At 64.8% G+C, this 25,647-nt stretch carries 26 protein-coding genes and 1 pseudogene; 15 read left to right on the forward strand and 12 right to left on the reverse strand.

Annotated elements, in window-relative coordinates; translation table 11 throughout:
• Positions 1-190 precede the first annotated feature (190 nt).
• The gene (locus BUE39_RS13935; protein ID WP_073429243.1) at positions 191-1,120 is read left to right on the forward strand and encodes a LysR family transcriptional regulator; all 930 of its coding nucleotides are present in this window, start codon (positions 191-193) and stop codon (positions 1,118-1,120) included.
• A complete protein-coding gene (gene dctA, locus BUE39_RS13940) occupies positions 1,117-2,418 on the forward strand; it encodes a C4-dicarboxylate transporter DctA (RefSeq protein WP_073429244.1) in 1,302 nt (433 codons plus the stop codon). Before BUE39_RS13935 ends, dctA begins: the two co-directional genes overlap by 4 nt.
• A 15-nt stretch (positions 2,419-2,433) precedes the next feature.
• Here the strand turns inward: dctA and BUE39_RS13945 are convergent.
• Positions 2,434-2,826 (reverse strand): annotated as a pseudogene (locus BUE39_RS13945) (substrate-binding domain-containing protein); the annotation flags it as partial.
• Between the two features lie 226 nt (positions 2,827-3,052).
• Between BUE39_RS13945 and BUE39_RS34860 the strand changes: the two are divergent.
• The 3 genes from BUE39_RS34860 to BUE39_RS13955 are packed head-to-tail and all read left to right on the forward strand — an operon-like array spanning position 3,053 to position 4,033.
• A complete protein-coding gene (locus tag BUE39_RS34860; protein WP_143031944.1) occupies positions 3,053-3,367 on the forward strand; it encodes a hypothetical protein in 315 nt (104 codons plus the stop codon).
• Positions 3,368-3,392: 25 nt separating this feature from the next.
• Positions 3,393-3,638 (forward strand): AbrB/MazE/SpoVT family DNA-binding domain-containing protein, encoded by a 246-nt coding sequence (locus tag BUE39_RS13950; RefSeq protein WP_073429293.1) that lies wholly within the window; start codon positions 3,393-3,395, stop codon positions 3,636-3,638.
• Positions 3,635-4,033 (forward strand): PIN domain-containing protein, encoded by a 399-nt coding sequence (locus BUE39_RS13955; RefSeq protein ID WP_073429245.1) that lies wholly within the window; start codon positions 3,635-3,637, stop codon positions 4,031-4,033. Before BUE39_RS13950 ends, BUE39_RS13955 begins: the two co-directional genes overlap by 4 nt.
• A gap of 413 nt (positions 4,034-4,446) precedes the next feature.
• On the opposite strand, the gene BUE39_RS13965 is transcribed toward BUE39_RS13955, so the two are convergent.
• Positions 4,447-5,448: a LysR substrate-binding domain-containing protein gene (locus BUE39_RS13965; RefSeq protein WP_073429247.1), complete on the reverse strand. Its 1,002-nt coding sequence runs from the start codon at positions 5,446-5,448 to the stop codon at positions 4,447-4,449.
• Between the two features lie 137 nt (positions 5,449-5,585).
• Here BUE39_RS13965 and BUE39_RS13970 point away from each other — a divergent pair, with 137 nt between their 5' ends.
• From BUE39_RS13970 to BUE39_RS13985, 4 genes are all read left to right on the forward strand, one after another.
• A complete protein-coding gene (locus tag BUE39_RS13970) occupies positions 5,586-6,800 on the forward strand; it encodes an MFS transporter (RefSeq protein ID WP_073429248.1) in 1,215 nt (404 codons plus the stop codon).
• 138 nt (positions 6,801-6,938) lie between these two features.
• Positions 6,939-7,700 carry an SDR family oxidoreductase gene (locus BUE39_RS13975; protein ID WP_073429249.1) on the forward strand — a complete coding sequence of 254 codons (762 nt, stop codon included), beginning with the start codon at positions 6,939-6,941 and terminating at the stop codon, positions 7,698-7,700.
• A 158-nt stretch (positions 7,701-7,858) separates the two neighbouring features.
• Positions 7,859-9,421, forward strand: coding sequence for an ABC1 kinase family protein (locus BUE39_RS13980; RefSeq protein WP_073429250.1), 1,563 nt, complete (start codon positions 7,859-7,861; stop codon positions 9,419-9,421).
• Positions 9,422-9,737: 316 nt separating this feature from the next.
• On the forward strand, positions 9,738-10,610 hold the full coding sequence (locus BUE39_RS13985) for a DMT family transporter (protein WP_073429251.1): 873 nt from the start codon (positions 9,738-9,740) through the stop codon (positions 10,608-10,610).
• A gap of 437 nt (positions 10,611-11,047) precedes the next feature.
• Here the strand turns inward: BUE39_RS13985 and BUE39_RS13990 are convergent, their stop codons facing one another.
• The 6 genes from BUE39_RS13990 to BUE39_RS14015 form a co-directional block, all read right to left on the reverse strand.
• On the reverse strand, positions 11,048-12,199 hold the full coding sequence (locus tag BUE39_RS13990; protein WP_235004877.1) for a L,D-transpeptidase: 1,152 nt from the start codon (positions 12,197-12,199) through the stop codon (positions 11,048-11,050).
• A 411-nt stretch (positions 12,200-12,610) separates the two neighbouring features.
• Positions 12,611-12,877, reverse strand: a complete 267-nt coding sequence (locus BUE39_RS13995; protein ID WP_073429252.1) for a hypothetical protein — start codon at positions 12,875-12,877, stop codon at positions 12,611-12,613.
• A 435-nt stretch (positions 12,878-13,312) separates the two neighbouring features.
• Positions 13,313-13,675: a hypothetical protein gene (locus BUE39_RS14000; protein ID WP_073429253.1), complete on the reverse strand. Its 363-nt coding sequence runs from the start codon at positions 13,673-13,675 to the stop codon at positions 13,313-13,315.
• A 145-nt stretch (positions 13,676-13,820) separates the two neighbouring features.
• On the reverse strand, positions 13,821-14,480 hold the full coding sequence (locus BUE39_RS14005) for a hypothetical protein (protein ID WP_073429254.1): 660 nt from the start codon (positions 14,478-14,480) through the stop codon (positions 13,821-13,823).
• A 151-nt stretch (positions 14,481-14,631) separates the two neighbouring features.
• A complete protein-coding gene (locus tag BUE39_RS14010; protein ID WP_073429255.1) occupies positions 14,632-16,287 on the reverse strand; it encodes a S10 family peptidase in 1,656 nt (551 codons plus the stop codon).
• 46 nt (positions 16,288-16,333) lie between these two features.
• The gene (locus BUE39_RS14015; protein WP_073429256.1) at positions 16,334-17,893 is read right to left on the reverse strand and encodes a S53 family peptidase; all 1,560 of its coding nucleotides are present in this window, start codon (positions 17,891-17,893) and stop codon (positions 16,334-16,336) included.
• Between the two features lie 302 nt (positions 17,894-18,195).
• Between BUE39_RS14015 and BUE39_RS14020 the strand changes: the two genes are divergently transcribed.
• Positions 18,196-18,705, forward strand: coding sequence for a DUF1993 domain-containing protein (locus BUE39_RS14020; protein WP_073429295.1), 510 nt, complete (start codon positions 18,196-18,198; stop codon positions 18,703-18,705).
• A 70-nt stretch (positions 18,706-18,775) separates the two neighbouring features.
• Here BUE39_RS14020 and BUE39_RS14025 read toward each other — a convergent pair whose 3' ends face one another.
• Complete coding sequence (locus tag BUE39_RS14025; protein ID WP_073429257.1) at positions 18,776-19,096, reverse strand: YnfA family protein; 321 nt, start codon at positions 19,094-19,096, stop codon at positions 18,776-18,778.
• Positions 19,097-19,240: 144 nt separating this feature from the next.
• On the opposite strand from BUE39_RS14025, the gene BUE39_RS14030 reads away from it, so the two are divergent.
• Positions 19,241-19,414, forward strand: a complete 174-nt coding sequence (locus tag BUE39_RS14030; protein ID WP_073429258.1) for a DUF1289 domain-containing protein — start codon at positions 19,241-19,243, stop codon at positions 19,412-19,414.
• A gap of 113 nt (positions 19,415-19,527) precedes the next feature.
• Here BUE39_RS14030 and BUE39_RS14035 read toward each other — a convergent pair whose 3' ends face one another.
• Positions 19,528-20,205, reverse strand: a complete 678-nt coding sequence (locus BUE39_RS14035; protein WP_073429259.1) for a LysE family translocator — start codon at positions 20,203-20,205, stop codon at positions 19,528-19,530.
• Positions 20,206-20,357: 152 nt separating this feature from the next.
• On the opposite strand from BUE39_RS14035, the gene BUE39_RS14040 reads away from it, so the two are divergent.
• Together BUE39_RS14040 and BUE39_RS14045 are read left to right on the forward strand one after the other, a co-directional pair.
• A complete protein-coding gene (locus BUE39_RS14040; protein ID WP_073429260.1) occupies positions 20,358-20,825 on the forward strand; it encodes an Lrp/AsnC family transcriptional regulator in 468 nt (155 codons plus the stop codon).
• Positions 20,826-20,899: 74 nt separating this feature from the next.
• Positions 20,900-21,133 carry a hypothetical protein gene (locus BUE39_RS14045; RefSeq protein WP_083082911.1) on the forward strand — a complete coding sequence of 78 codons (234 nt, stop codon included), beginning with the start codon at positions 20,900-20,902 and terminating at the stop codon, positions 21,131-21,133.
• 160 nt (positions 21,134-21,293) lie between these two features.
• Here BUE39_RS14045 and BUE39_RS14050 read toward each other — a convergent pair whose 3' ends face one another.
• Positions 21,294-21,770: an OsmC family protein gene (locus BUE39_RS14050; RefSeq protein ID WP_073429262.1), complete on the reverse strand. Its 477-nt coding sequence runs from the start codon at positions 21,768-21,770 to the stop codon at positions 21,294-21,296.
• A gap of 182 nt (positions 21,771-21,952) precedes the next feature.
• Entirely contained in the window at positions 21,953-22,294 is a 342-nt protein-coding gene (locus tag BUE39_RS14055; protein ID WP_073429296.1) for a hypothetical protein, read from the reverse strand.
• Between the two features lie 223 nt (positions 22,295-22,517).
• Between BUE39_RS14055 and BUE39_RS14060 the strand changes: the two genes are divergently transcribed.
• Both BUE39_RS14060 and BUE39_RS14065 read left to right on the forward strand, forming a co-directional pair.
• Complete coding sequence (locus BUE39_RS14060) at positions 22,518-23,207, forward strand: glycine zipper 2TM domain-containing protein (protein ID WP_073429263.1); 690 nt, start codon at positions 22,518-22,520, stop codon at positions 23,205-23,207.
• A 100-nt stretch (positions 23,208-23,307) separates the two neighbouring features.
• A complete protein-coding gene (locus tag BUE39_RS14065; RefSeq protein ID WP_073429264.1) occupies positions 23,308-25,314 on the forward strand; it encodes a bifunctional DedA family/phosphatase PAP2 family protein in 2,007 nt (668 codons plus the stop codon).
• The last annotated feature ends 333 nt before the right edge of the window (positions 25,315-25,647 follow it).

The following is a 25,647-nucleotide window of genomic DNA, read 5'->3' on the forward strand; positions in this document are numbered from 1 at the left end:
GATTGGGGGATACGGAATCAATCCGCTCGTGCTTTATCGGAACGTTAGCGGAAATATCGAGCTTGGCCGCTATCCCCCATCGGTCTGGACTTCGATCACCCCGCGAGCTAATCACCGAGTGTTGTCCTCGATGGGCGCGTTCGTCCATATCATGCAAAATAGCCGCATTCTAAAATGCTGAGGATGGCTCGTGGGCGTCAACTTCGATCTGAACGATTTGCAGGCGTTTCGAGCCGTCGTGGAGTTGGGCAGCTTCCGCAAGGCAGCGGAGGCGGTCAACATATCGCAGCCGGCGCTGAGCCGGCGCATCGAGAAGCTCGAAGCGGCGCTCGGCGTGCGGCTCTTCGAGCGGACCACTCGCAGCGTGACGCTCACCACCGTAGGTCGCGTGTTCGCCCCAAGCGCGGAACAGCTTCTCGACGATCTCGACGTCGCGTTGCTCGGCATCCGCGACGTGTCTACCAGCCGCCTCGGTCACGTGACCATCGCGTGCGTGCCGTCGGTTGCCTACTATTTCCTGCCGAGCGTCATTGCCGCCTATCACAGCCGCTATCCGCGAATCCGGGTCAAACTGCTCGACTCGAGCGCCAACGAAGTGCTCGGCTCGGTCATCAGCGGTGAAGCCGATTTCGGCGTGAGCTTCATGGGCAGCCAGGAATCCGAGGTCGAGTTCAAGGTCCTGCTGCAGGAACGGTTCGTCGCCGCATGCCGCCGCGATCATCCGCTGGCCCGAAAGACACGTGTGTCCTGGAGCGAGCTTTATGAGCACGAATACGTTTCCGTCGACAAGACTTCCGGCAACCGCCTGCTGCTCGATCAGGCGTTGACCAACGTGGCGCCGGCCGTGCCGAGCGTCTGCGAGACTCGCCACGTCACCACCCTGCTCGGCCTGATCGAAGCGGGACTCGGGGTGGCGGCCGTGCCTTCAATGGCGATGCCCATGCGCGACCATCCGATTCTCACCAGCGTCCCGCTCGTCGATCCGGTCGTGACGAGGCGAGTCGGCATCGTCAGGCGCCGGGGACGCCCCCTCGCGCCGGCCGCGCAGCAGTTCTACCAGACGATCCTCGACACGAAGCGCAGCGGCACGGCCGGTGCGGCGAAGAAGACCCCGAAATGACACTGCCAAGGCCCTTCAGGCTGCTTTATGTTCAGGTTCTGCTTGGAATGGCGCTCGGCATGACTGTCGGCCACTTCTGGCCGCAGGTCGGCGCGTCGCTGAAACCGCTCAGCGACGCGTTCGTCGCGCTGGTGCGCATGATGATCGCGCCAATCGTCTTCTGCACGATCGTCACCGGCATCACGTCGCTTGCGAGCGGCTCGAAGATCGGCCGGACCATCCTGAAAGCGCTGGCGTTGTTCTACTTTCTCACCATCGTTGCACTCGTCCTGGGGCTCGCGACCGCGTTCGCGCTGCGTCCGGGCGCGGGACTGCATATCGACCCACATCATCTGGACACCGCCATCCTCGCGCAATATTCGACTCGCACGCAGTCGCACGGACTCGTCGAATTCGCGCTGCAGGTGATTCCGGAGACGCTCGTCGGCGCCTTCGAGAAAGGCGAGGTGCTGCCGGTCTTGCTGCTCGCCCTTCTGTTCGGCTTCGCATTGAACGCCAGCGGAGACGGCGGCCGACGGGTACAGGAATTCATCGACGGCATCGCCCATGCGCTGTTCCGCATCCTCGCGCTGATCATGCGGCTCGCGCCGGCCGGGGCATTCGGCGCGATGGCGTTCACGGTGGGCCGTTTCGGCATCCGTTCGATTGGCTCGCTCGGCATGCTGATGGTGTCGTTCTATGCGGCGTGCCTGCTGTTCGTCGTGTGCGTGCTCGGTCCGCTCGCACGCCTGCACGGCTTCTCGCTTTGGCGGCTGCTGCGCTACATTCGCGAGGAACTCGTCATCGTGCTCGCGACGTCGTCGACCGAACCGGTGCTGCCGCGCCTCATCGTCAAGCTCGAAGCGCTTGGCTGCAACAAGGGCATCGTGGGTCTCGTGCTGCCGGCCGGCTATTCCTTCAATCTCGACGGCACGGCGATCTACCTGACGCTCGCCTCGATGTTCATCGCGCAAGCGTGCGATGTGCACCTCTCGGGCGGCCAGATCGCGACGATGCTCGCGGTCATGCTGCTCACGTCGAAGGGCGCGGCGGGCGTATCGGGCAGCGGCCTGGTTGCGCTCGTCGCGACGCTCGCCGTCATTCCCGATCTGCCGGTTGCAAGCGTCGCGCTGCTGGTCGGCATCGATCGCTTCATGTCCGAGGCGCGCGCCCTGACGAGCGTGATCAGCAACGCCTGCGCGGTGATCTTCGTATCGATGTGGGAGCGCGCCTGCGACCGAACGCGCCTGAAGAACGCCTTGAGCCTGGCCCATGAGCCAGAAGAACCCTTCGATCAGCCCGCCGACCTGCCGGTTTGAATCGTTGCCTGGGTCTCAATGCGTGGCGACGGAATCGAGCCCGGTCGATGTCACTTCCGGCTGCACGGCGGGCGACGCCAGATAGTCGAGCAGCGCTTTCGCCTCCTTCGGATGCTGCGCGCCGACCGGTATGCCCGCGGCAAAGCGCGTGACGGACTGCATCGACTCCGGAATCTTGCCGACGTACGCCGCGCCCTTCACCGGCAGCAACTCGCTAACCTGCTGAAGACCCACTTCGTAGTCGCCGGTCGCAACCACGGACGCCACCGGAATCTTCGGGATCATCCTCGCCCTGGTTTTCACCTGTTCCTCGATGCCGAGCCGCTTGAACAACTCGCGCTCGACATAGACGCCGCTCGCGCTATCCGAATACGCGATCGACCGGGCATGCAGCAGGGTTTGCCTGAGCGCCGCCCGGACGCATGACCGACCGCACGCGTGAGGCGGCTCTTGCACCGGCCCACCGCACAGGCGTTACGCAAACGGGGCCACGCGAAAAGTGCATTTTTTCCAAGTATTGATGTTCCACCGTTATCAATGCACATGGATGAAAACGTGGCATCACCGGCCACGTTCCTCGCGGCTGCCTGTCGGGGCAATCGAGTCAGCGGTCAAAGCTATGAAGTGACTTCAGTTGATGGTCCGCTGCGGGCGAATCAAGGGACATTCGACGTTTGCCGAAGACCGTCCGTTCAGGGTCGATCGGAATTTTTTTGTATATCGCATCGATATTGCTTCCAGCTTTGCCGAACTCGATAGCGCGCATAAGCTGCTCTGGTGGAAGGGTCATAGCGTCTTGGCGATGGGTTGGCTGGGCATATTCAATTTTCAGTTCGCGTGGTTTGGCGATCGGGTAATCGCACCTGGAATTTCGGGCCGCGATGCTTCAGGCTCACAAAACGTGGTGTGCCGTTATTTCGTTCTTGCTTTCCCTGACTCCTTACCTTAAAGTAAGGATTATTGGAGGTGTCACCATGACAACAGCAACTCTCACTTCGAAGGGCCAGGTTACGATCCCCGTGGACGTCCGCAATCAGCTTGGCCTGCAGTCGGGAGACCGGATCGAATTCAGCTTCAACGAGGCGACCGGCCGGTACGAGGTCTATCCGGCCACGCGCTCGCTTGCGTCGCTCAAGGGCATCGTGAAGAAGCCTGCTAAACCGGTGTCGGTCGAAGACATGAACCGGGCCATCGCGGAACAGGGAGCATCCGCGCGATGATTGGACTGGATACGAACGTGCTGGTCCGCTACTTCGCCCAGGACGACGCCGTGCACTCGAAGAAGGCGACGGCGCTGATGGAGTCCCTATCGGCCGAGAGGCCGGGGTACGTTTCGCAGGTCGCGCTGGTCGAAGTCGTGTGGGTGCTCGGACGTTGCTACGGCGTCGAGCGCGAGCAGATGAAGGACATCATTGACTCGATGATCGGCACCAAGGAACTGGTCGTTGAAGGCGCTGACACGGTGCGAAAGGCACTTCGCGTTTTCGCCGCATCTGCAAAGTCGGACTTCGCGGACTGCCTGATCGAGCGCTCGGGGTATGTAGCCGGATGCGAATACACGGCTACTTTCGACGTGGCGGCCTCGAAGGTCGCGGGGATGCAGTTGATCAAGTAATCACGGCGCGAACTGATAAACGGGAAAACGTGACGATGGAGCTTCTTGACTTACGCGCGTCGTCGTGAGCTTCGTTGTCGGCTCAAAGACGACTGTTGAGCGCGATTCGTTGGACCTGTCTGCACCCGGCGACTCATACATCATGAGTAAGGAAAAGCCGTCAATGCTCGCAGAACAACGTCAATTCCTTTCTCTCTCATTCATCGAAGGCCTGCGCCGACCATGCGATTGGATGCCAAGGCCGCGCATACAGCGTTCCGCCGCATCGCGCACGGGACGCTATCAAGCCAGCGCCGGATCACGCTCAAGACGCCGTTTCCGCCGCGAGCGCCCGCCCCGATACGCATCGCAAATGCGCTGATCGCCGAGCAGTTCTTTCATGGTGGCGGACACCACCACACGGCCCGTCACAACTAGCGCCGCGCTCGTTTCGTGCGCGCTGTAGTTCGACGTACTTTTTGTGCAGGTTCGCTTCGAGCCGGCTCCACCGGATTCTGCGCCGCGGCCGCCATGATCCACTTTCTGAATGCGATGACTGCGGCATCGTCCGCGCGATCGGTGTTCACGACCAACGTGTAATCGGGTCCGCGCCAGGCCGGCTCTGATATCGGACACACTAGACGCCCTGTTGCGATCTCGCGCTCGATGAGCGGCAGCGACGCCAACGTCACGCCGAGGCCTTCGGCGGCGGCGCCCAGTTGAAGAAAAACATGATCGAAGTCGAGATGGCGGGCGCCGCGCAGGCCCGGTGCGCCGGCCTCCCGCAACCAGTCGGACCAGGCCGTGCGAGTGCTGGTGGAATGAAGGAGCGTGTGATGTCGCAAATCGGCGACCGTCCTGATCGGATGGCTTAGCAGCATCGCCGGGCTACAGGCGGGCAGACGCAAGTCGGGCATCAGCGTCGTTGACACGAGGCCCGCCGCGTCCTCGGGTCCCGAGCGCACGCCGACGTCGAATGCATCACCGACGTAGCGCAACTTGCGTGAGGTTGTAGAGAGCCGCACATCGATGTCCGGGTAGCGGGCCTGAAAATCCGCCAGGCGCGGTATGAGCCAGCACAAAGCGAAGCTCGCCAGCGCATTCACGCGCACGACCCCCGTTATACGACGCGTAATGGATTTGTGACGCAGCCGGGTGACCGAGCTGCCCAGGCGCGCAAATGCACCTTCGACATCATTGAGCAGAGCAGCGCCCTCGTCCGTAGGCACGACGCCACGCGAGCGACGCTCGAAGAGCGGAACGCCGAACCAGTCTTCCAGCAATCGAATCTGTTTGCCGACCGCCCAGTGCGTGACGTGCAGATCGCTCGCCGCAGCCGCGAAACTCCCGAGGCGGGCGACCGCCTCGAAGTGCCGCAACGCATTCAACGGGGGCAACTTGTCCACGTCTTTCCTTGTGCGTTTGTCTGTGTCCATAAGGTGACTTTTTCTCCCGTCTGACTCAATTTTACGTCAGTTGTGGCACGTTCTAGGCGAACCTAGACTATGGGGTGCCCTGTAACAAAACGCTCGAGTTGTCGCCGAGACTCGCGCTTCCGAATTTCGGTTGAACCGTGAGACTTTTCTCTTTCTCCACTCCAACGACGCGCGTCGCCGACGGACCCGATCAATCGACCTCCGTGTCACGCACGCGCGTGTTATGGCTCTCGTGCATGGCGCACGCGCTGCACGACGGGTACACCGACATGATCTACGCCTTGCTGCCTGTCTGGCAGGCGGACTTTGGACTCAATTACGGTGCCCTGGCGATGTTGCGCGCCATCTATGCGGGCACGATGGCAACGCTGCAATTGCCCGCCGGACGCCTGGCGCGCACATTGGGCACCCGCGCGACGCTTGCGTTCGGCACGTTGCTGGCCGCGTTGGGCTATGCCGTCGCAGGCATGTCCGGCACCCTGCTGGGCTTATGCGTCGCGCTCGCCATCTCGGGAAGCGGTTCGAGCACACAGCATCCGCTGGCTTCGGGAGCCGTCTCGCGCGTGTATGGACGCAACGCTCGACGGCCGCTCAGCGTCTACAATTTTTCAGGCGACCTCGGAAAATCCGCGCTTCCGGCGGCTATCTCGCTTCTGATTACCATCATGCCGTGGCGCCATGCGCTTTGGGCCATGTCGACCGTTGGCGTTTTAGTCGCGGCAGTGATTGCACTTTTTCTCCCATCGGTTCCTCGGGACGAGTCTTCCATCGAGGAAGCGTCGAGCCACAACAACAACGGTTCGCGAGCGGGCTTCTCACTGCTGTTCACGATCGGCGTGCTCGACACCGCCGTGCGCATGGGGCTATTGACCTTCCTGCCCTTTCTCCTGAAAACGAAAGGCATCTCGCAACCGATGATGGGCACGGCGCTCGCGCTCGTCTTCATCGGTGGCGCCGCCGGCAAGTTCGTGTGCGGCTGGCTCGGCGCGCGCGTGGGCGTCATCGGAACCGTGCTCGCAACCGAAGGCGGTACGGCGGCGTTGATCCTTGCCGTGACTTGCCTGCCACTGGCGCCCGCTCTGATCGTGTTGCCGCTGCTTGGCGTGATGCTCAACGGCACATCGTCGGTGCTTTACGGAACGGTGCCCGAGCTGACGTCGGTCGAGCGTACCGAGCGAGCGTTCGCGCTCTTTTATACCGGCACCATCGCTTCGGGGGCACTCGCTCCGGTTGCCTACGGTCTTCTGGGCGACCGCATCGGCGTACTCGGCGCCACGCTTGCGACCGCGGCCACGGCGCTGGCCGTCTTCCCACTGGCGCTTGCGCTTCGTCCGCATCTGCGCAAGACGTGATCTCGTTCGGGACGCGCTCGTCGGTCATTTAGCCCAGTCAGCACGCATTTCGATAGAGGTCGCCACACGAGTGAAAGCATCGCGCAAGCGTCAGTGCAGCCTGAATCATCATTTCACCATCACGTGGAGGTTCGCCGGATGAATACTGTTTCGCAAGCCCCGTTGATTCTGATAACCGGGGGAGGCCGTGGCGTGGGCGCGGCGACCGCGCGGCTTGCCGCCGCACACGGTTACGATGTGGCGATAAGCTTCGTCTCCAACGAGTCTGCCGCCCTTGCGGTGGCGGCCGATGTGGAAGCGCTCGGGCGACGGGCTTTACCCATGCGCGCGGACAGCGCGGACCCAGAACAGGTCGCTCAGCTTTTCGCCGCGATCGACCGAACGTTCGGCCGGATCGATGTGCTGGTGAACAACGCCGCGATCATTGCGCGGCAGTCCCGGCTAGAGGATCTCGAATTCGAGCGGATGCAGCGTATCTTCGCGGTCAACTCGATCGGCCCCATTCTCTGTGCGCAGCAGGCGGCAAAGCGCATGTCGTATCGTCACAGTGGGCGGGGCGGCTCCGTGATCAACATCTCATCGGCATCGGCCCGGCTCGGTAGCCCGAACGAATACGTCGACTACGCTGCGTCGAAGGGTGCCGTCGAAACCTTCACCACCGGTTTTGCAAAAGAAGTCGCGCGGGATGGGATACGCGTCAACTGCATCCGCCCTGGGCACATCTACACTGACATGCATGCCAGCGGCGGCGAGCCGGGACGGGTGGAGCGCGTCAAGGACTCGATCCCCATGGGAAGAGGCGGTCAACCCGAAGAGGTCGCGCGGGCGATCCTATGGCTGGCAAGCGCCGAGGCTTCCTTCATCACCGGCACGTTCCTCGATGTCACTGGCGGCAAGTGAGCAACAGGGTGCGGCGCCGGGCGCTTCCCTCGGCGAACCGCATGACGCAAATAAAGACGGGCCCGGATAAATCGCTGTGGCTGAACCTGCTAACCTGATTGCCCTGGCCGCGAACCGATCGCCGTCGACGCCCCGTGGTCCTGTCAACCGAACTACCGATGCCGCCACTGTTTCGCCGTCTATTGCTGCTGTTGCACGCGTTGCGTTACGGCGCGCGCCTGCTCTGGCTGGCCGCGCCGTCCGAGCACAAACTGCACTGGCTGATCCAGTTGATCGTCCGCATGCAGGCCTCCGGGCGCCGCGTCGAACGCCTGCACGACGTGCTGCCGGCTCTCGGACCGCTCGCGAGCCGCTTCGCGCGGACGCTGGCCGAACGGCCCGAACTCGCAACGAGCACCTTGCACGACGCCATCGACGCAATCGATCACCTCGAAGCGCCGCTGCCACCGCCTGAATCGGAACAGGCTTTGACGCGCGCATTCGGCCGTCCGCTCGCCACGCTGTTCAGCGCCGTGGATCTGGTGCCGGTGCGCGGCGGCTTCGCCGAACAGACTCACTTCGCGCGGCTCCTCGCGCCGATCAACGGCCATCGCGAAGTGGCGATCAAGCTGGTGCGCGCCGATCAACTGCAACAGATCGTCGACGAACTCGCGCTGTTGCGCTGGGTCGCGCGCTGGCTGGAGAAGATGTCAGGCAGCGCGCGCCGCCTGCAATTGCGCGCGCTGGCGCAGACGTTCACCGACGACATCCTGCGCCGCTTCGATCTGCGCGCCGAAGCCGCCAATCTGAGTCAGACCGGCCATCATTTCGACGGCGACGCGCGCATCGTCGTGCCGAGCGTCATCTGGGATCTGTGCACGAGCCACACGCTGACGATGCAGCGCATCAGCAGCTTGCCGGCCAGCGACCTGACCGCCCTGCGCGCGCATCACGTCAAGCTCGCGCCGCTGGCCGCGCATATCGTCGAGGTGGTGACGGAGCAGGCGTTCGAGCACGGCTTCTTTCACGCGACGCTCGATGCGCGCCGGGTGCGTGTGAGCATCGAACCGGACACGCTCGGGCGTCTCGTGCTCGCGGAGTTTTCGATCATGTCGAGTCTATCGACCGGTGAGCGCGAGTTCTTCGTGCATGGCGCGACCGCCCTGTTCGACCAGGACTATGGCCGGCTGGCCGAACTGCATCGCGACGCCGGGCACGTTCCCCACGACACGCGCGCGGACCTGCTCGAGGCCGAGTTGCGCACGCGCGCCGAAGCGCATTTCGCCGCCGCGCCGGCAGACCGCTCGGCGGGTTCGCTGTTTCAGCATCTGCTGCACGTCGTACAGCCGTTCGACGGCGTCGTGCCCACGCGTCTCGCCACCGCGCAGCGCTCCTTTCAGCAGGCGGAGACGTTGGCGCGCGCGCTGCATCCGGGCGTCGATAGCTGGAACATCGCACGCGGCGTACTCGCGGACATTGCGCGGCGCGACGTCGATCATCGCGGCTGGATCAAGCGCATCTCGCGCGAGTTGCCGCACCTCGCGCATATGCTGCCGCGCGTGCCGCAACTGGCGGTGCGCTATTTGCAGCATGAACACGACCGCGCCCGCACGCCACGGCAGAACGCTCAATTGATGGCGGATATCGGGCGGGAGTACCGTCGCACGCGGCTGCTGTTGTGGGCGTGTGTGTTGTGCGGCGCCGTGCTCGGCGCGGGCACGGCGCTGCTGGCGTGGTGGTGATGAGGTCGATGTAGATGGGATGAATGTGAGGGGCTGGGGCGGTTGGGGCTCTTCGTGTTCTTCGTGTTCTTCGTGTTCTTCGTGCTGTCGGTGCTGTCGGTGCTCTCGGTGCTCCTAGTGCTCGCCGTGCTCCTGGTGTCGCAAGAACCCTAGCCGCCGCAATCGCCGCGAGCGTATCGAACGCAACCGGTCCCGTAGCGGCTGCCGGTGCTGCAAAAGCTCACCCGCCGTCGAGACGAACAACCGATTGCAGCTTCGAACAAGACACGCGTCACGCATCCCGCGACGATGGCGGTTTTTCACATCAAGCTTTCCGATGCTCGCTTCCCTGATCGCCGCCGTCTTCGTCGTATTGTGGTCGACCGGTTTCGTGGTCGCGCGGGCGATCACGCCCTACGCCGATCCCAATCTCTTTCTGCTGGCGCGCTTCGGCGGCACCGCGCTGATCTTCGCGCTTGCCGCCGTGGTAGCGCGCGCCGCCTGGCCGACCGGCCGCGATTTCGGCAAGCACCTGGTGGCGGGCGCGCTCCTGCAAGGCGTCTACCTCGGCGCCGGCTACTGGGCCGTCGCGCAGGGTTTGAGCGCCGGCGTGATGGCCTTGCTCGGCGCGCTGCAGCCGCTCGCGACCGCCGCCGTCGCGGCGCCGCTGTTCGGCGAGCGGCTTTCGCGGCGTGGCTGGGCCGGCATGGCGCTCGGCCTTGCCGGGGTGGCGCTGGTTCTCGAACCGAAGCTCGCATCGGCCGCGCCGCCCTCGCCTCATGGCGACGCGCCGCCGTGGCTGGTGGTGCTCATCTCGATCGGCGCGGTCGGCGCGATCACGGCGGGCACCTTGTTTCAGAAGACTTCGCTTGCCAGGGCGGACATTCGCAGCGCGAGCGCGGTGCAGAATTTCGGCGCGGCGCTCGTCGCGGTCGTGCTCGCGCTGACACTCGGCGAGCATCGGTGGATCGCGTCGCCCGTGTTGTGGACCTCGCTCGCCTGGGGGATCGTGATGCTCTCGGGCGTCAGCGTCACTTTGCTGGTGTGGATGGTGAGGCGTGGCGACGCGGCACGCGCCACCGCGCTGCTGTTTCTCGCCCCGCCGCTTGCCGCGCTCGAAGGTTATGCCGGCTTCGGCGAAACGCTGCTGCCGGTGCAGATCGCGGGTTTCGCGGTGGCGTTGCTGGGTGTGTTGCTGGCGCGGTCGTGAGGGGGCGGCTGAGTGCTGGCCGCGGCCGGGGCCGGGGCGCTCGTGAGAGATCGGACGGAGCGCTCGTCGCGCCAATGCGAGCATGAGTGCGGGTTGCCGCCAGTCGCGTCGACGCGGGCTAAAGCAAAGCGCTAGCCGCAAAGCGAAGCGATCGTGAAAATTCGAGTGGAGCGCCAACGGCACTCGCCCTATCGAGAGAATGCCCGCAGCCTCTTGCCACGCTGACGCGCTGACGGAAGTTCAGGCGCAGCGCTGGCCGAAGTTCGAGCGAAGCGCTGGCCGAAGTCGAGCGAAGCGCCGACCGAAGTTCGAGCGAAGCGCTGACCGAAGTCGAGCGAAGCGCCGACCGAAGTTCGAGCGAAGCGCTGGCCGCGCCCTCGCCGGGCACGGGCCAACAATCGTTCAGCGCCTGGCCCGGTTCCAGCCGCCCACGAATATCAATCCGCCGAACTCGCCCCGGCCGGCACCTTGGCGAGTGCCTTGCCGCCTGGCGCCGGCGCCCACGCGGGACGGCTCTCGCGCTGCGAATCCACCACGACGATGTACCGCCCTGCCCACGGCGTCATCTGCCGATTGCTTTTCAGCACCCACAGCGATTTGCCGGATTCGGCCAACGCCGCATATTCGGCGTCGAGAATGCCGTAGTGGTCGAGAAACGTATTGAGCGACGCGGGAATCCGCACGCAACCCTTCGAGTGGCGAATGCCGAGCACCGGTTCGAGCCAGTCAGGATCGGTGGCGTGCATCTGCAGCCGCATCTCCGAGATGCCGCCCTTGCCCCAGCCGCGCTGGCCCTGCGCCCAGCCGAAGTCGAAGATCCGCATGTCGCGCTGGCCGTAGCCGCGAATATGGTTGTCGTTCTGCGTGCCTTCGGAACGGAAATCCATGTTGGCGGGCGTATGTTCGAACACGCCGAGCGGCGTGATGAAGTGGTCGTACTCGCCGGGCCGTCCAGTCGAAACCGGCGACGCACCGATCATCTGCCAGGTGTCGGACGGCGTCGCGCGGAAATAGATGAACAACGCCTGCACGTTGGCATTGCGATCGACCAGCACGACATACTCGCCCGACAGGCCGCCCAATGTCTGCCCATCGAGCGCCGCTTGCAGACGGTCGGCGTAGGCGCGTTGCTCGACGGCCGGCACTTTGAGCCGGCGCGTCACCTGTTGCGCGAACGCGTCCCGCAAGGCAAACGCGCGACGCGGATCGATCACGCCGCCGGCATCGGGCGCCGTGACCGCCGACGCGTCGAAGAGAGGCGCGGGCCGGCTCGCCGGGAGCGGTTTCGATGCGGGCTTGGATCGTGGCGCGGGCGTCGATGCGGATACCGGAGCGGACGCCGATGCCGAAACGGACGCCGAAGCCGAAGCCGATGCCGATGCCGATGCCGATGCCGAAGCCGATGCCGATGCCGAAGCCGATGCCGATGCCGAAGCCGATGCCGATGCCGATGCCGATGCCGAAGCCGATGCCGATGCCGATGCGGATGCCGATGCCGCGATCGCGACGCCGCACGATAGCGCGCACGCGGCGCACAAACCGGCGACCGACGCACGCGCCAGGCAACGAAGCAAACGACCCGCGCGCATCGCATGCAACACAGACCACAAAGGCGCCATACACCACACTTCACGCCGACGAGCCACCGATACGAAAGTCATGCGGCCGAGTAGAGGCTGGCCAGGCCGATGCGGGTAGTTCATCGCGCAGTTGAGAAAAGCTGATTATTATTGACCGCCCAGTCGTCCACCGGATCGACGGCTCGCCGGCTCACGCGGCGCCTGCACTTCCGCGACGACACGCGGCATGAGCGGGCGTTGCCATACACGCCGTTCGACTGGCCGACGCAGGCAAGCGGGAAGTGACAGAGGATCGGAAATGCGAGGAAAGAATGTGTGCGCGGACACGCTGATCGAGCCGGCGTCTTGCCATGAACCGCATTCGGGAGATTCGCTTTCAGCCGCTCGATGAGCAACCGAACGCGCAACCGCGTGAACGACTCATTGAGCGGCCGGCGGCTCGTCGGTGAACAGATCCGCGCTTGCTTCGAGCGCCACGCCGCCCAACTGCTTGCCGTGAATCTGCCGCGCGATCACCTCGCCGACATAAGGCACTTGCGCGTCCAGCTCCACCGTGGCGTACGCGCCGGGCTTGCCGGCGTCGACCACCTCGATGTGTTTCGCGTAATGCCCCAACTCGTGCTTGAGGAATTCCCGCACTTCCTGCTCGCTGCACGATTCGGCAATGTTGCGCACGATCAGGTTCATGCAGTTTACCCTCGGCGTGCGCCGCGGCCCGTGCCGCGATCCGCGGTTTGCACGCGCACTGGGCGCAACGCGGCGCGCTGTTTCGCCTGAGCGGCGGCAAGTTCGCGGATCATTGCAGCACCAGCGGCGCCCAAAGCGGCCAATGACAAGTAGAAGGCAATCATGGAAATCTCCCCTGCGAAATTCGTCCTGTTTTCTCAGGATAGCCACAAGCGACCGCAAAAGCGATGCGACGCAGTGTCTGAAACGGACCTGACAATCCCGTCAATGCACTGTACCTGAATAAGCCGCGTCGAAAATAGCAAAACAGCTGTTCATTTAGCGGTCGAGGCGCGGCAAACGCATCGGATGCGACGCTCGACGCCACACCGATCCGCGGCGCGCATCACTGCGGCGTCCGGCGGGACATGCGCGAGAGGCCGCTGACCGTCGAGGTCAGTCCACCGCTTGCACGTTAGCCGCGCTCACCCACCAGGCGTTCTTGCCCTGCGGCAAGCGAACCAGCACCGCGGACGGATCGTCGACGCCGTCGTCGGCGATTTCGCACACCGCGAGGCCGTCGGGCAGACGCTTCACTTCGCCCGCGGCCTGGAACAGCGCGACGCGCTGCGCGTTCAGCGGCAGCAGTTGCGCACGCAGTTGCCGATACACGTCGAAGCTGATTGCCGCGGGCACATCGCCGCGAATTTGCAGCGCGTCGGCGTTGCCGCAACGGGCGGGCTCCGCGGCAAGCGCGGCAGTGCCGGCGAACAGGCAACCGAATGCAAACGCCACGGCGGCAAAGCGTGAATGGGTCATGATGATTCTCCGGGAATAAGTTGTGGCAGCGGAGCGCGAAGCACGCGAGCCATCGGTTGCGTGAGATGCGGGCATGGGAAGCGAACGGCGCCGGAAAACACGCGCGAACGAACACCCACGACGATGCGGATGAAAGCGCCCGGCTTCATGGCGAGCGGTCGCGCGCGGCGTCCCGCCCGGTGTCGCCGCCGGTGGCGACATCGAGCCGGCTCACGTCGCAAGAGGTTTGGCTGAAGCCCGAATAAACCACCGACCATTTACCGACGATCGCGGCTTGCGCTTCCGCGAGGCTCAGTTTGCCTTCGCAGACGCAGCGCTTGAGCATCACCGCCGCGCGCGCCTTGCGGCGCTCACCCTCACGGCCCGCCCACGGCAGGAGATCGAGATTGGCGGGCGCGTCCGGCGAGCCGCCGAGGACAATGGGCACGCGTCTGTCGAGTGCGAAATCGGCGCCGTCGTCCGCATCGATACCTCGCGCGGCGAGCATGCGGTCCTTGTGCGCCAGCATTGCTTCGAACGGTGGCGCGACCGTGTGCGCATAGCCGGGCCGGCAGATCGTCTCGCCTACTGATTCCTGCCTGACCCGCTCGTCGAGCATGCCGGCGTCCTGCGCGCGGGCCGCGCCCACGTGCAAGGCGAGCACCGTGGTCAAGCCAAGCAGGAGCGCGACGCGCGTCTTGCGAACGGAATGGGCGGCTTCACGCCGGCGCGCGAGGGTGCGCGCAATCGCCCCGTTTGTGTTCGTCCTATTGATCGAGTCGCGGAACCGGTTGCCGCGACGTATGTCTGCAATGCCTGGGTTCATTCGTGCACGCGCCGGCAGCGGCGCGCAATAGTTCAATTCGCGGGGCAATTAAAACACATTCAATAGGCAGGCGTGGAAAAGGCCGCGCCTGCGGCGAGGCGCGCGGCACGCCGCCGCATGCCGCCGACGCCGCCGCGCCCCCGGCCAGGCGCTACTTCGCCACACGCGCCTGCAACGCGCGAATCCGTCCGAGCGCCTGCGTGTCGGACACCGTCGCCTCGTACATGTTTGCGAGGTCGGCCTTGAGCGCGGTGCGAGAGCCGCCGTCGAGATAGATCATGTGCCCCGACGGATAAAACCGCGCCGACAGATTCTGCCGGACCTGCTGGCTGAGAAGCGGCATTTGCTGTAAATCGAGCACGGTCTGATAGAACGGCGTGACGTAGTCGTAGAAGCCGTTCGCCGACAACACCTTCAGATCGGGGTTGAGCGCCATCACGGCGGCGAGGTCGCCGGCGGTGTAAAGAACGACGTTGCCCTTCGCGTCGACGCCCTTCTGTTCGCCGGTGGGATCGATGTGACCGAAGTCCCAGTACTGGAAGGCCTGATCGTTCAGGTCGGTGAACGACGAATTCGACGTGTATTTCAACTGCTCGTTCAGATACACGTTCCACATGGTCGTATAGACGCCGCTGACCGCCGTCATGGTCGGATCGTTGCCGCCGGAATTCGGGTCGACCTTGCCGGCAATGCCGGTGTCGATCGCGGTCACGCGGCCGTCGTATGCGCCGAGCGCGAGGCCTTGCGATTTCAGCAGCGTGGTGAGGAAAAGAGAATTGCCGCGGCTGTCGTACGACGTGATGTCGAGGCTCCAGGCCAGCAAGGTGGTTTTGTCGATGCCGGTGTATTCGCTCAGCTTTTCGACGATCGCCGAATCGGTGGTCGGAAATTTGCGCAAGGCCGCCAGATAATCGGTGCGCGCGAATTGCGCAACCTCTTCGGCGAACGCGCCGAGATCGGTCGGCCGTGGCGCGATGCCGAGCTTCTTGTGATAGCACGCGTCCGCGGCGGCCGTGGGCAGCGTGCCGACAGGATTGCCGGATTGCGTGTAATCGAGGATCGACGATTGCAGCGTGATGCCGTTCAGGTCGACGCCGTCTTCGTGCAGCCGGTAAGCCAGCACGCAACTGCGCGCCGTGCCGTAAGACTCGCCGAACAGATACTTCGGCGAATTCCAGCGGTTGTGTTTGGTGAGAAAACGCTTGATGAACTGCTTGATCGAGTCGGCGTCCTGGTCGACACCCCAGAAGTCGCGGTTCTTCTTCGGCGCGATCGCGGCCGAATAACCGGTGCCGACGGGGTTGATGAACACGAGGTCGCTCTTGTCGAGCAGGCTGTCGGGATTGTCCTCCATCGAGTACGGCGCGGGCGGCGTGAAGCCCGGCATCGACGTCCTGATGCGGCGCGGCGCGAACGATCCGAGCAGCACGAACACCGAGGACGAACCCGGCCCGCCGTTATAGAAGAAAGTCACCGGGCGGGTTTCTTCCTTCTGGTTGTCCTGCGTGAACGCAACGTGGAACATTCTGGCGACGGGCTGCGAACTGCTCGGGTCGACGATCACCAGGTGCCCCGCCGTTGCCGTGTACTTGATCGTGTTGCCGCCGATGGTGACCAAATGGTGCGTGACAGCCGCGGTCTCGGCGGTTTCGGTGACGGCGTCGTCCGGCCCGTTGCCATAAGCGATCGGATCGAAGAATGGCTGGTCGCCGCTTTTACGCGACACGCCGGCGGCCGCCGGCGTGCTCAGGCCAAGAGAATCGTGCGACGACTGCGGACTAACGGAAGCCGGCTCGGTATTCGTCATGATCGCTCCAAGGGTTCGTTCACGCTGGTGTCTCGTGTGCTGCTGACTATAGTGCGCCCGCCACCTTCTGACCATTGGGGCTGCCGAGTCCGGTGCAGGCATCCCACCCCTCGGACGCCGCGAAACTGCCGTTGTTGCCTTGCGTGATGTCGTTGCACACGTGCGGCGCCTTGTACAGCTTCGGGTTGATGAAACCGGCCGGCTCGCCCTTCGCCGCATTGATGCGCGCGATCAGCGCCGCCCACAGCGGCGCGACCGCGCTGGTGCCGCCGATCACGGTCTGCTCGCCGCCGATCAACACCGTGTAGCCGGTGATGGGCGATGCGTCGCCGGCCACGTCGGGCACGCCGCGCCCGCCGAGGGCCGTCTTGCCGCCGCTCGACAAAGCGGCGGACAAGCCCTTTTGCCATGCCGGCACGGGAAAGGCCCGGCTCACCCCGCCACCGCCCGCGCCACCCTGCGCGCCGTCGTTCCACACCACCTCGCGCGAAATCGACGTGCCCGATGCGGTCAGACTCGTGCCGCCGCACGCCAGCACGTAGGGACTCGACGCGGGAAAGTCCACCTGATCGCCGCCGTTCACGCCATCGCTCGAACCGCTATCGCCCGACGCCGCGCAAACCGTCACGCCGAGCGCCGCCGCCGTCTCCAGCACGCTATTGAACGCCTGAAGCGACTGGCTGGTCCAGCTCGATTCCGGCGCGCCCCAGCTGATCGAAATCACCGAGGGCTTGTTGGCCGTGTCGTGCACCGCGCGGCTTAATGCGTCGATGAAACCGGCGTCGCTGTTCGGCGTGAAATACACCGCGATCGTCGCGCCGGGCGCGATGGCGCCGACCACTTCGATGTCGAGCGTGACCTCGCCGTCCGGGCCGTTCGGGTCGCCGGTCGGCTCATTGCGGGCCTGGTCGACGCTGACCGGCTTCACCGTGGGCGATGCCACACCCAGGCTCGCGAAGTACGCATCGAGATCGCTGCGGGTGTATCCGCCGCCGAGTTCGAGGATGCCGACGCATTGCCCGCTGCCGTCGCCCTGCGGGAACTGGTAGAGCGCCGCGAGTTGCGGAGGGGTGAAGGAAACCTGATGCGCCTTCGCCGGCCTGAACGGCGGCCGGATGCGAAAGTGCGGCCGCGCCTGGGGCCGGTTGTCGAGCCCGAGCACCGCTTCCACGACGCCGTGCAGATCGTCCGGCACGTTGACCGGGCCGGTGCGGCCGCGGAACTCGCCGGCCGTGCGATGCTGGTAATGCTCGAGCTTGACTCCGAACGCGCCCTGAAACTGCGCGATCGTGCCGCTCAGCAAGACCGAACGCGCCGCCGGGTCCTCGCGCACCACCGTCAAGCCGTGCGCCGCGGCGAAGGCCTTGACCTTGGCGATGTCGTCGGGCGCGGCGCCGTAATCTTTTGCCAGTTCGTCGCGCGACAGCGGTTTCACGTTCGGGTCGCCCGCCTGGATTCTGCTCATCAGCGCATCGAACTGCGCCTGCCGTTGACGGCGCAGCATGACGAAAACCTCGATCCGTTCCGCCGGATCGCATTGACCGACCACTTTCGAACCTTGTTCCACCGTTCGCTCGCTTCCCGGCAGCGGATGCTTTGTGACCATGTGTCGACTCTCCTGTTAGCGCGACGGCGCAGGCCGCAAGCTGAAGCGAGGGCACGGCGCGCATGTGCACAACCTCATCGCCTTACGAGCGCGACAGGTTGCTGTTTTCAAGGACTTCGCCAAATCGTCCGACCCATGCATTCGACCACAGTTCCGGCGCGCGCGGCAGTTGTCCGAATGGCTAACGCCGCACTGTCTCAAGCGCGTCATGCACGGCACGCGCTATGATGCTGCAGCGGCAATCCAGCCGCTACATTGCCTGGCGCGCCGTGCGCGCACGATCAAAGAATCAGAGGAACCCCATGCCAATTTCGATGTATCAAGCATCACTGCCCGTACTGATTCGCGGCCTGACCAATCTGCAAGCCATCCTCGGCAAGGCGCAGGCGCATGCCGCCGCGAAGCAGATCGAGCCGTCGGTGTTCACGAACGCGCGGCTCGCGCCGGACATGCTGCCGCTGGTGCGCCAGATCTATATCGCGAGCGACACCGCGAAGGGATGCGCCGCGCGTCTGGCCGGCGTCGAAGCGCCGAAATTCGAAGACGTCGAACAGACCTTCGACGAACTGCACGCGCGCCTGCAAAAGACGATCGATTATCTGAAGGAGTTCAGCGCGGAGCAGATCGACGGCTCGGAAGAGCGCGTCATCACGCTGAAAATGCGCACCGGCCCGATCGAGTTCACAGGCCTGTCGTATCTGCTCGGTTTCGTGCTGCCCAACTTTTATTTTCACGTCACGACGGCGTACGACATTCTGCGTCACAACGGCGTCGAACTCGGCAAGCTCGACTACCTGGGCGGCATCAGGTAAACGAGCGCTGCAACGCTTCGATTGCGTGAGCGTTGCACGAAAGACGACGCGCGGCGCGTCGCCCAAAGCTTCAAACACGCGGCTGGAAGGCAATGATCGCCATGCCGGCCAGCGTGAAGGCAACGCCCGCCGCGTCCCACGGCGTGGGGCGCAGTTTGTCGACGCACCATAGCCAAGCGATCGCCACCGCCACATACACACCGCCGTAAGCCGCATACACGCGGCCCGCGGCGGTGCCGTGCAGTGTCAGCAGCCAGGCGAACAGCGCGAGGCTGAGCGCGCCGGGCACCAGCAGCCAGATCGAGCCGCCCTGCTTCAGCCAGCGCCACGGCAGGTAGCAACCCACGATCTCGGCAAGAGCGGTCACGACATAAAGCACAAAAGTTTTCATCGACAGAGGGAAGCAAGGGGTTGTGTCGGTTGTGTCGCCGCCTGGTTGTACGCGGCGCGCTATCGGTTCTATTAACACAATCGCGTGGCGCACGGGCAACGCGCGTGCGACAGTCGCCGTTGCTGGTCTCTATCCCTATCCGTCATGAGCATCGCGTCACCCTGCATCGACATCTGCAAATTCGACAGCAAAACCGGCTTTTGCATCGGCTGTTTGCGCACGCGCGACGAATGCAAGAGCTGGAAGAAGATGAAAGACAAGCAGCGCCGGAGAATCGTCGAGGACCGCTCGCATCGCGAGCGCAAACTGGGCAAGTAGGCCGCTTGCGCGGCTGGCTATCCATCGCTAGACGCGTTGCGAAGCGGAGCTAAACGCGGAGGTGCGGGATCGCCACCGGACTGCCAACCAGCGCGGCGGCTCGCCCCATCGCGTCAATCGAGCGAGAGCCGCAATGCAAAGCCGATCAGCGCTGCCGAGAACGTCCAGCGCTGCAAGGTTTGCGCAAGCGGATGAGCCCGCATCCAGCCGGCGATCCGCGCGGCGCCGATCGCGTACATCGCGTCGAAACATACGCCGATGGCGAGCAGCACCACACCCAGTTCGACCATCTGCAACGCCACCGGACCCGCCTCCGGGCGCACGAACTGCGGCAATAGCACCGAGCAGAACAGCAGCGCTTTCGGGTTCAGCAGATTGGTGAGCAAGCCTTTGACGAAAGCGGTCCGCAACGGACGCGAGCCGGCTCCCGCCTTGTTTCCGGCACCGATGCCCTCGGTGCCGTCCGCCGCGCCGCGCGCGTCATGTCCGCCGGGCAACGCGAACACCGGCGAACGGAAAATCTGAATGCCGACCCACGCGAGATACACCGCGCCGCCATAACGCACGATGTCGTAGAGCCAGGGCGCGCCGCGCAACAGCGCCGCCGCCCCGCATGCCGAGAGCGTGACGTGGGTCGCACGCGCCACGCCGAGGCCGGCGGCTGCCGCGAAACCGTGGCGCATGCCGCGTCCGATACTGGTTTGCAGAATCAGCGCCATGTCGGGTCCGGGCACGGCATAGACGACGAACAGCGCAGCGATATAGACGGCCAGCAAGTGTGCGGAAATCAAGGAAGCCTCCGGTTTTCAATGGCTCTATGTTGCTATCGTCAGTGGAGGGTTTGCTGGCGAATTTCCGGTCTTCATGGTTACGATTTGGAGGAATACGCTAACATTCCGCCTTCTCTCCATGTTTTCCGCCAACCCGCCGAGACTCCCGAGCCATGACAACCGACCTCGATAAAACAGACCGCGCGATCCTCGCCGCGCTGCAGAAAGACGGCCGCATGTCGAACGCGCGGCTGGCCGAGATGGTCGGCCTCAGCGAAACGCCCTGCGCGCGTCGTCTCAAACGCCTCGAAAATGACGGCTATATCGACCACTACCGCGCGATGCTGTCGCGCTCCGCTCTCGGTTTCGGCGTGGTGGCGTTCGTCTATGTGCGCTTTGCCGTGCACGACCGCGCGGTGGCGACGCGCTTCGAGCGCGAGGTGCAGGCGATTGCGCGAATCCTGTCGTGCCACAACGTGTCGGGCAGCGCCGACTACATCCTGCAAGTGGTGGCGCGCGACCTCGACGACTACGGCACGTTCATGCGCGACGAGATGCGCAGCCTGCCGGGCGTGACCTCGGTGGAATCGGCACTCTCGCTGCGCGAAGTGAAGGCCAACGGCGGCTTGCCGGTCGCCTGAACGTCGACGTGGCATAGTCACGCATTTGATTCGGCGCGAGCCGAGTGGACGAGTACGGAGATGTCATGGATCAACTGAATCAGGAACAGGCGCGAGCCGAGGAAACGGCCGCGATGGAGCGTGTATTGACCGCCACGCAACGGGTGCAGGCGGCCTTCGCGTCGCTGCAATCGCAGTTTCCGCCGGCAGGCAGCGGCAAGCCTTCGCAGTTCGCGCTGCAAACCTTCGACGCCGCGTTGCAGGAACTCGAAGACGCGCAGGCGGCGTTCGACGAAATGCTCGGCGATCTGCTCGACGGCAATCGTTGAGCGGCCGGCGCGCCGGATTTTGCTGAATCGCCGCTGCGCCGCTACTGCGGAATCACGCGGCCGATGCGTCGTTTGCTAGCGGCAGCGGCCGCATGCGGTCACGGGCGCTCGTCGCGCCGCACTCACAGATTCAACTGAATTCGCGGAACCAGTGAAGCTTTCACCCGGCCCGCGTCTCGATCACCGGCTCGCAGGCAATCGGAAAGTTGACCGAGTTCGCGATATAGCACTTCTCGTGCGCCACGTGATGCAAGCGCTTCGCCAACTCCGCATCGCCGCCCGCGCGAATCACCACGCGCGGGCGCAAAACGATCTCTGAAAAACGTCCCTGCTCCGGGCTGTCGAGCATCGTTCCCTCTGCTTCGTCGCGATACTCGAGCACCACGATGCCGGCGTCCGCGCAAAGATGCAGATACCAGAGCTTGTGGCAGGCGGAAGCCGAGGCGACCAGCAGATCCTCGGGGTTCCAGCGGCCGGCGTCGCCGAGAAACGCGGCATCCGACGAACCGGCAATGTCCGGCTTGTTCCCCGCGGCGATCACATGATCGCGGCCGTAATCGCGATATCCCGAGGTGCCGCTGCCGCGGTTGCCCGTCCACCGCACCGATACCTTGTATTTGTGCTCGCCGTATGCCATGCCGATCTCCTTGTCGTTTGAGCCCGTCCGAATGGGCGGGATTCGTATTTTAGGGCGCACCGTCGTTCACCCGCGCCGCGAACGTGGCGTTTCGAATGCCAGCGCCGCTGGTTTCTCATTGCCGCTGCTGCTGCCGCTGCTGCTCGCGGAGAACCGGAGCCCGTGTCGGCGGCGAGCATGCCTTATCGCGTTGGCGGCACGCGTCCGGTCACGTTCGGCGCTCGCGGATCGGGATTCATGTTCAGGCTCGTGCCGTTTGCCCGCATGTTGTTGAGCAGCGGGCCCGAGCGTGCGCTGGCGGTGCCGCCAATCGCCGCGGCGTTGCCGGGCGTTCTCACGCCAGTCGTTGGAGATGGACCGGCTGCCGTCCCGCGACTCGTTCCCGCCGCGCCGCCCGCACTGTCGTCCCGGCCAGCCGACTCGCCGTTCAAACCGCCGCTGAGTTGCGTTGACTGCGCATAGGCCGACCCCGCAAGGCCGATCAGGAATACGGATAGCACGAACCTGCCCGTGATGACTTTCATAGCCTGCTCCGTCACATTGTCGAGTTGCCCGACGCCGCGCCCGCGTTGCGAACCGGTCAAAAAGTATGAGTGCGAGCAGCCCGCTTTGTTCACCACCCAGCCGTCAGCGCCCGCAACATCACGACAGGCAGTCGTACAAATGCTTACAAAGCAGCAACCGTTGTGCGTCCACCGCGCGCCGCCGTGCGGCGTTATTGCTGGGAACCTACCCGCGGAGTCCGCAATGAACACGAACCTCACTTCCAGCAATCCGCAGCGCAGCCGCATTCACCCGTTGGTCGCCGGTGCGGCGGTGTGCGTGATCCTCGCGAGCGCCACCGGCATTGCCGCGATGACCGGCCTGTTGCCGACCTCGCGCGCCGTGACCGGACCCGCCGCGCCGGCCCCGGCAATCGTCGCGACGCAAGCCGCCAGCGCGCCGCTCTCGGCTCCGGTTCAGCAGACCGCGCAGCAAGCCGCGCCCGCCCGACCGCGCGTGCATCACACGCCGAGCGCCACCGCGACGGACGCACCGAGGTACGCGAACAGTCAAGGGGCTCAGGCGGGTTACCAATCGCCGTCGGCGAAACCCGTTGCCGCGGACCCGTATGCGGGCGAAGTCGTCGCCATCAACACGGTGCAAACGCCCGAACCCACGACGGGGCTGGGCGCGCTCGGCGGAGCGGTCGCGGGCGGCCTCGTCGGCAACCAGATCGGCGGCGGACGCGGCAAGATCCTGACGACCATCGCGGGCGCGGCCGCCGGCGGTCTCGCCGGCAACGGCATCGAGCATGCGGTGCGCAAGCAGACCTCGTATCAGGTGCAGGTGCGCATGCAGGACGGCAGCTACCGCAACTTCAACTATGAGACGCAACCGCCCGTGCAAGTCGGCGAACGCGTGCACGTCTCCGGCGATTCGCTGACGGCTTCGTAACCTTCCCTGCCCGTTGTCACGCCGGGCGGGCTTCGTAAAGGAATGGCGCTCCCGTGCGCGTTATGATCAACCGTTACGCCACAACGGCTGATCGCGCACGATGGAGCATGCCTACGTCCACTTTTTGCACCTGCTGTCCGGTCACCCGGAGTGGATGCTCACGGTTGTGTTCCTTGCGGCTTTTCTCGAAGCCGTTGCCGTCATCGGCACCTTCATTCCTGGCAGCACCGCGATGTTTCTCGCCGGTGCGCTGGCCGGCACCGGCTCGCTGAGTCTCGGCTGGGTGTTCGCCTGGGCGATCATCGGCGCCATCGCCGGGGACGGCATGAGCTTCTGGATCGGCAGCCGTTACCAGCAACGGATCGTTCGGCTCTGGCCGTTCTCGCGGCATCCCGAAGTGCTGGAAGCAGGCTACCGTTTCTTCGACAGGCATGGCGCGAAGAGCGTCGTGCTCGCGCGCTTCATCGGCCCCTTGCGAGCGATCGTGCCGGTGGTGGCCGGCATGTTGCACATGACGCCGGCGCGCTTCTACGCGATGAACGTGCTATCGGCGCTGCTCTGGGCGCCCGCTCACATTCTGCCGGGCGTGGTGTTCGGCGCCTCGGTGCTGCTGGCGGGCGCCGTGTCGTTTCGCCTCGTCGTGATCATCGCGCTGCTCGCCGTCATTCTGTGGCTGAGCTTTCGCGCCGCGGCGTTCCTGCTCTCGCATGCCAATGCGTGGTCGAGCGCGGCCGGCCGCCATCTCGGCAGTTGGGCGTGCCGGCATCCGGGGCCGCTCGGCCGTCTCGCGCGAAAACTGCTCGATCCCGCGCAGCCGGACGCCAGCAGCGTCGTCGTGACGTCGCTGTTCGTGCTGGCCTGCGGGGCGCTCTTTTTCGGGGTGCTCGAAGACGTCGTGAGCGGCGATCCGCTGACGCGCGTCGATCTATCCGTCTATCACTTTCTGCAATCGGTGCGCACGCCCTGGGGCGATACGGTCCTCGCGGGGCTGGCCACGCTCGGCAGCGTCGCCACGCTGACGGCGCTGGTCGTGACGGTCGCCGTGTGGATGCTGTGGGAACGGCGTTGGCGCGCGATCGGCTACTGGCTGGCGGCGGTCGTGTTTTCGCAATTGCTGATCTTCGCGATGCAGTTCGCGATGCACCGCGCGCCGCCCGATCAACTCATGTCGGGCAGCTACGTGTTTCCGAGCGATCACGTCGCCGCGGCCGTCGTCGTGTACGGTTTTCTCGCGTTTCTGCTGGCGCGCCGGGTCGGCATGGTCGAGAGCCTGCTGGTGGCGGCGGCGAGCATGGCCGTGGTGATCGTGGTCGCGCTGGCCGGCCTCTACTTCGGCAGATTCTGGGTCTCCGATGCGATTGGCGGCGCGGCGCTCGCCTATGTCTGGGTGGCGATCGTCGCGTTGACGGCGATGCTGCGGCATCCGCAAACACCGCCGCAGCGCAGGTTCATGCCCGCCGTGGTGCTGGTGGTGATACTCGCGAGCGTGGGCGTGCAATTGCGCATGAGGCCGCCCGCGCCGCCGCCGGACCGCGCGCCGCGCCCGCAGCCCGTGCTGATCACGCAATCGCAATGGACGGCGTCCGTGTGGGAACGGCTGCCGTGTTATCGCTCGGACATGGGGGGCGACCGCAAGGAGCCGCTCACGCTGCAATGGGCGTCGAGTATCGATTCGATCAAGGGACATCTGCGCGCGCAGGGATGGGTCGAGGGCACGGACCTGTCCGCGCGCAGCCTGCTCTCGCTCGCCTCGCCGAACGTCGCGGCGGTGTCGCTGCCGGTGTTGCCGAAGCTCAACGACGGCGTGCCTTCGGCGCTCGTCTTCATGCGTCCCGGCGACACGCGCGACGAACGCGATGTGTTGCGTTTCTGGCCGAGCGGGTATGCGGTGGAGAACGGCACGTCCGCGACGCCGCTGTGGGTCGGCGCTTTCGTGCGCGAACGGCTTTCCCGGCCGTCGTGGCCGCTCAACATTCTGCGGGTCGAGAAACGGGCGGCGTCGTTCCAGGCGCGCGATGCCGCCGATGCCGGTCTCGGCGCGGCGCTTGTTGCGACGGTGAGTTGTCATGGCGTGCCGGTGGCGCTGCTTGCTTCGCCGGTGGAGTGAGCGGTCATAAAATCGAGCGCGGGGACGAGCGGGTGCCCTCGTTGCATCGATTGCGGAAATCGCCATGCGATCAGGTAGTTGGAGAGCATGGCCAGGAGTTGTCCACAAGGATATGAACAATTTCTGTGGGTAACTCTCGAGGCAGATAGCCCAGCGGGCAATCCGCGAGACCTTGCAGATCGACTCGACTCGTCACGCTCGGCGCATCAGCTTCTTCACCCAATCCAGGGCGGTTCAGCCCGATTTTTCAGATGCCGCGATTTTTCTCTTGCGCTGTCCCTTGGGGCCGGCTTTAGAGTCGGCGTATCGGAAACAAATTAAAGGCGGCCCATG

The sequence above is a fragment of the Paraburkholderia terricola genome, assembly GCF_900142195.1.
In the GTDB taxonomy this organism is placed as follows: Bacteria; Pseudomonadota; Gammaproteobacteria; order Burkholderiales; family Burkholderiaceae; genus Paraburkholderia; species Paraburkholderia terricola.

Coding starts and splice junctions, on each gene's coding strand:
- dctA (WP_073429244.1), top strand. CDS start 1,117: ATGACACTGCCAAGGCCCTTCAGGCTGCTTTATGTTCAGGTTCTGCTT.
- BUE39_RS13950 (WP_073429293.1), top strand. CDS start 3,393: ATGACAACAGCAACTCTCACTTCGAAGGGCCAGGTTACGATCCCCGTG.
- BUE39_RS13955 (WP_073429245.1), top strand. CDS start 3,635: ATGATTGGACTGGATACGAACGTGCTGGTCCGCTACTTCGCCCAGGAC.
- BUE39_RS13965 (WP_073429247.1), bottom strand. CDS start 5,448: ATGGACACAGACAAACGCACAAGGAAAGACGTGGACAAGTTGCCCCCG.
- BUE39_RS13975 (WP_073429249.1), top strand. CDS start 6,939: ATGAATACTGTTTCGCAAGCCCCGTTGATTCTGATAACCGGGGGAGGC.
- BUE39_RS13980 (WP_073429250.1), top strand. CDS start 7,859: ATGCCGCCACTGTTTCGCCGTCTATTGCTGCTGTTGCACGCGTTGCGT.
- BUE39_RS13985 (WP_073429251.1), top strand. CDS start 9,738: ATGCTCGCTTCCCTGATCGCCGCCGTCTTCGTCGTATTGTGGTCGACC.
- BUE39_RS13990 (WP_235004877.1), bottom strand. CDS start 12,199: ATGCGCGCGGGTCGTTTGCTTCGTTGCCTGGCGCGTGCGTCGGTCGCC.
- BUE39_RS13995 (WP_073429252.1), bottom strand. CDS start 12,877: ATGAACCTGATCGTGCGCAACATTGCCGAATCGTGCAGCGAGCAGGAA.
- BUE39_RS14000 (WP_073429253.1), bottom strand. CDS start 13,675: ATGACCCATTCACGCTTTGCCGCCGTGGCGTTTGCATTCGGTTGCCTG.
- BUE39_RS14005 (WP_073429254.1), bottom strand. CDS start 14,480: ATGAACCCAGGCATTGCAGACATACGTCGCGGCAACCGGTTCCGCGAC.
- BUE39_RS14010 (WP_073429255.1), bottom strand. CDS start 16,287: ATGACGAATACCGAGCCGGCTTCCGTTAGTCCGCAGTCGTCGCACGAT.
- BUE39_RS14015 (WP_073429256.1), bottom strand. CDS start 17,893: ATGGTCACAAAGCATCCGCTGCCGGGAAGCGAGCGAACGGTGGAACAA.
- BUE39_RS14020 (WP_073429295.1), top strand. CDS start 18,196: ATGCCAATTTCGATGTATCAAGCATCACTGCCCGTACTGATTCGCGGC.
- BUE39_RS14025 (WP_073429257.1), bottom strand. CDS start 19,096: ATGAAAACTTTTGTGCTTTATGTCGTGACCGCTCTTGCCGAGATCGTG.
- BUE39_RS14030 (WP_073429258.1), top strand. CDS start 19,241: ATGAGCATCGCGTCACCCTGCATCGACATCTGCAAATTCGACAGCAAA.
- BUE39_RS14040 (WP_073429260.1), top strand. CDS start 20,358: ATGACAACCGACCTCGATAAAACAGACCGCGCGATCCTCGCCGCGCTG.
- BUE39_RS14050 (WP_073429262.1), bottom strand. CDS start 21,770: ATGGCATACGGCGAGCACAAATACAAGGTATCGGTGCGGTGGACGGGC.
- BUE39_RS14055 (WP_073429296.1), bottom strand. CDS start 22,294: ATGAAAGTCATCACGGGCAGGTTCGTGCTATCCGTATTCCTGATCGGC.
- BUE39_RS14060 (WP_073429263.1), top strand. CDS start 22,518: ATGAACACGAACCTCACTTCCAGCAATCCGCAGCGCAGCCGCATTCAC.
- BUE39_RS14065 (WP_073429264.1), top strand. CDS start 23,308: ATGGAGCATGCCTACGTCCACTTTTTGCACCTGCTGTCCGGTCACCCG.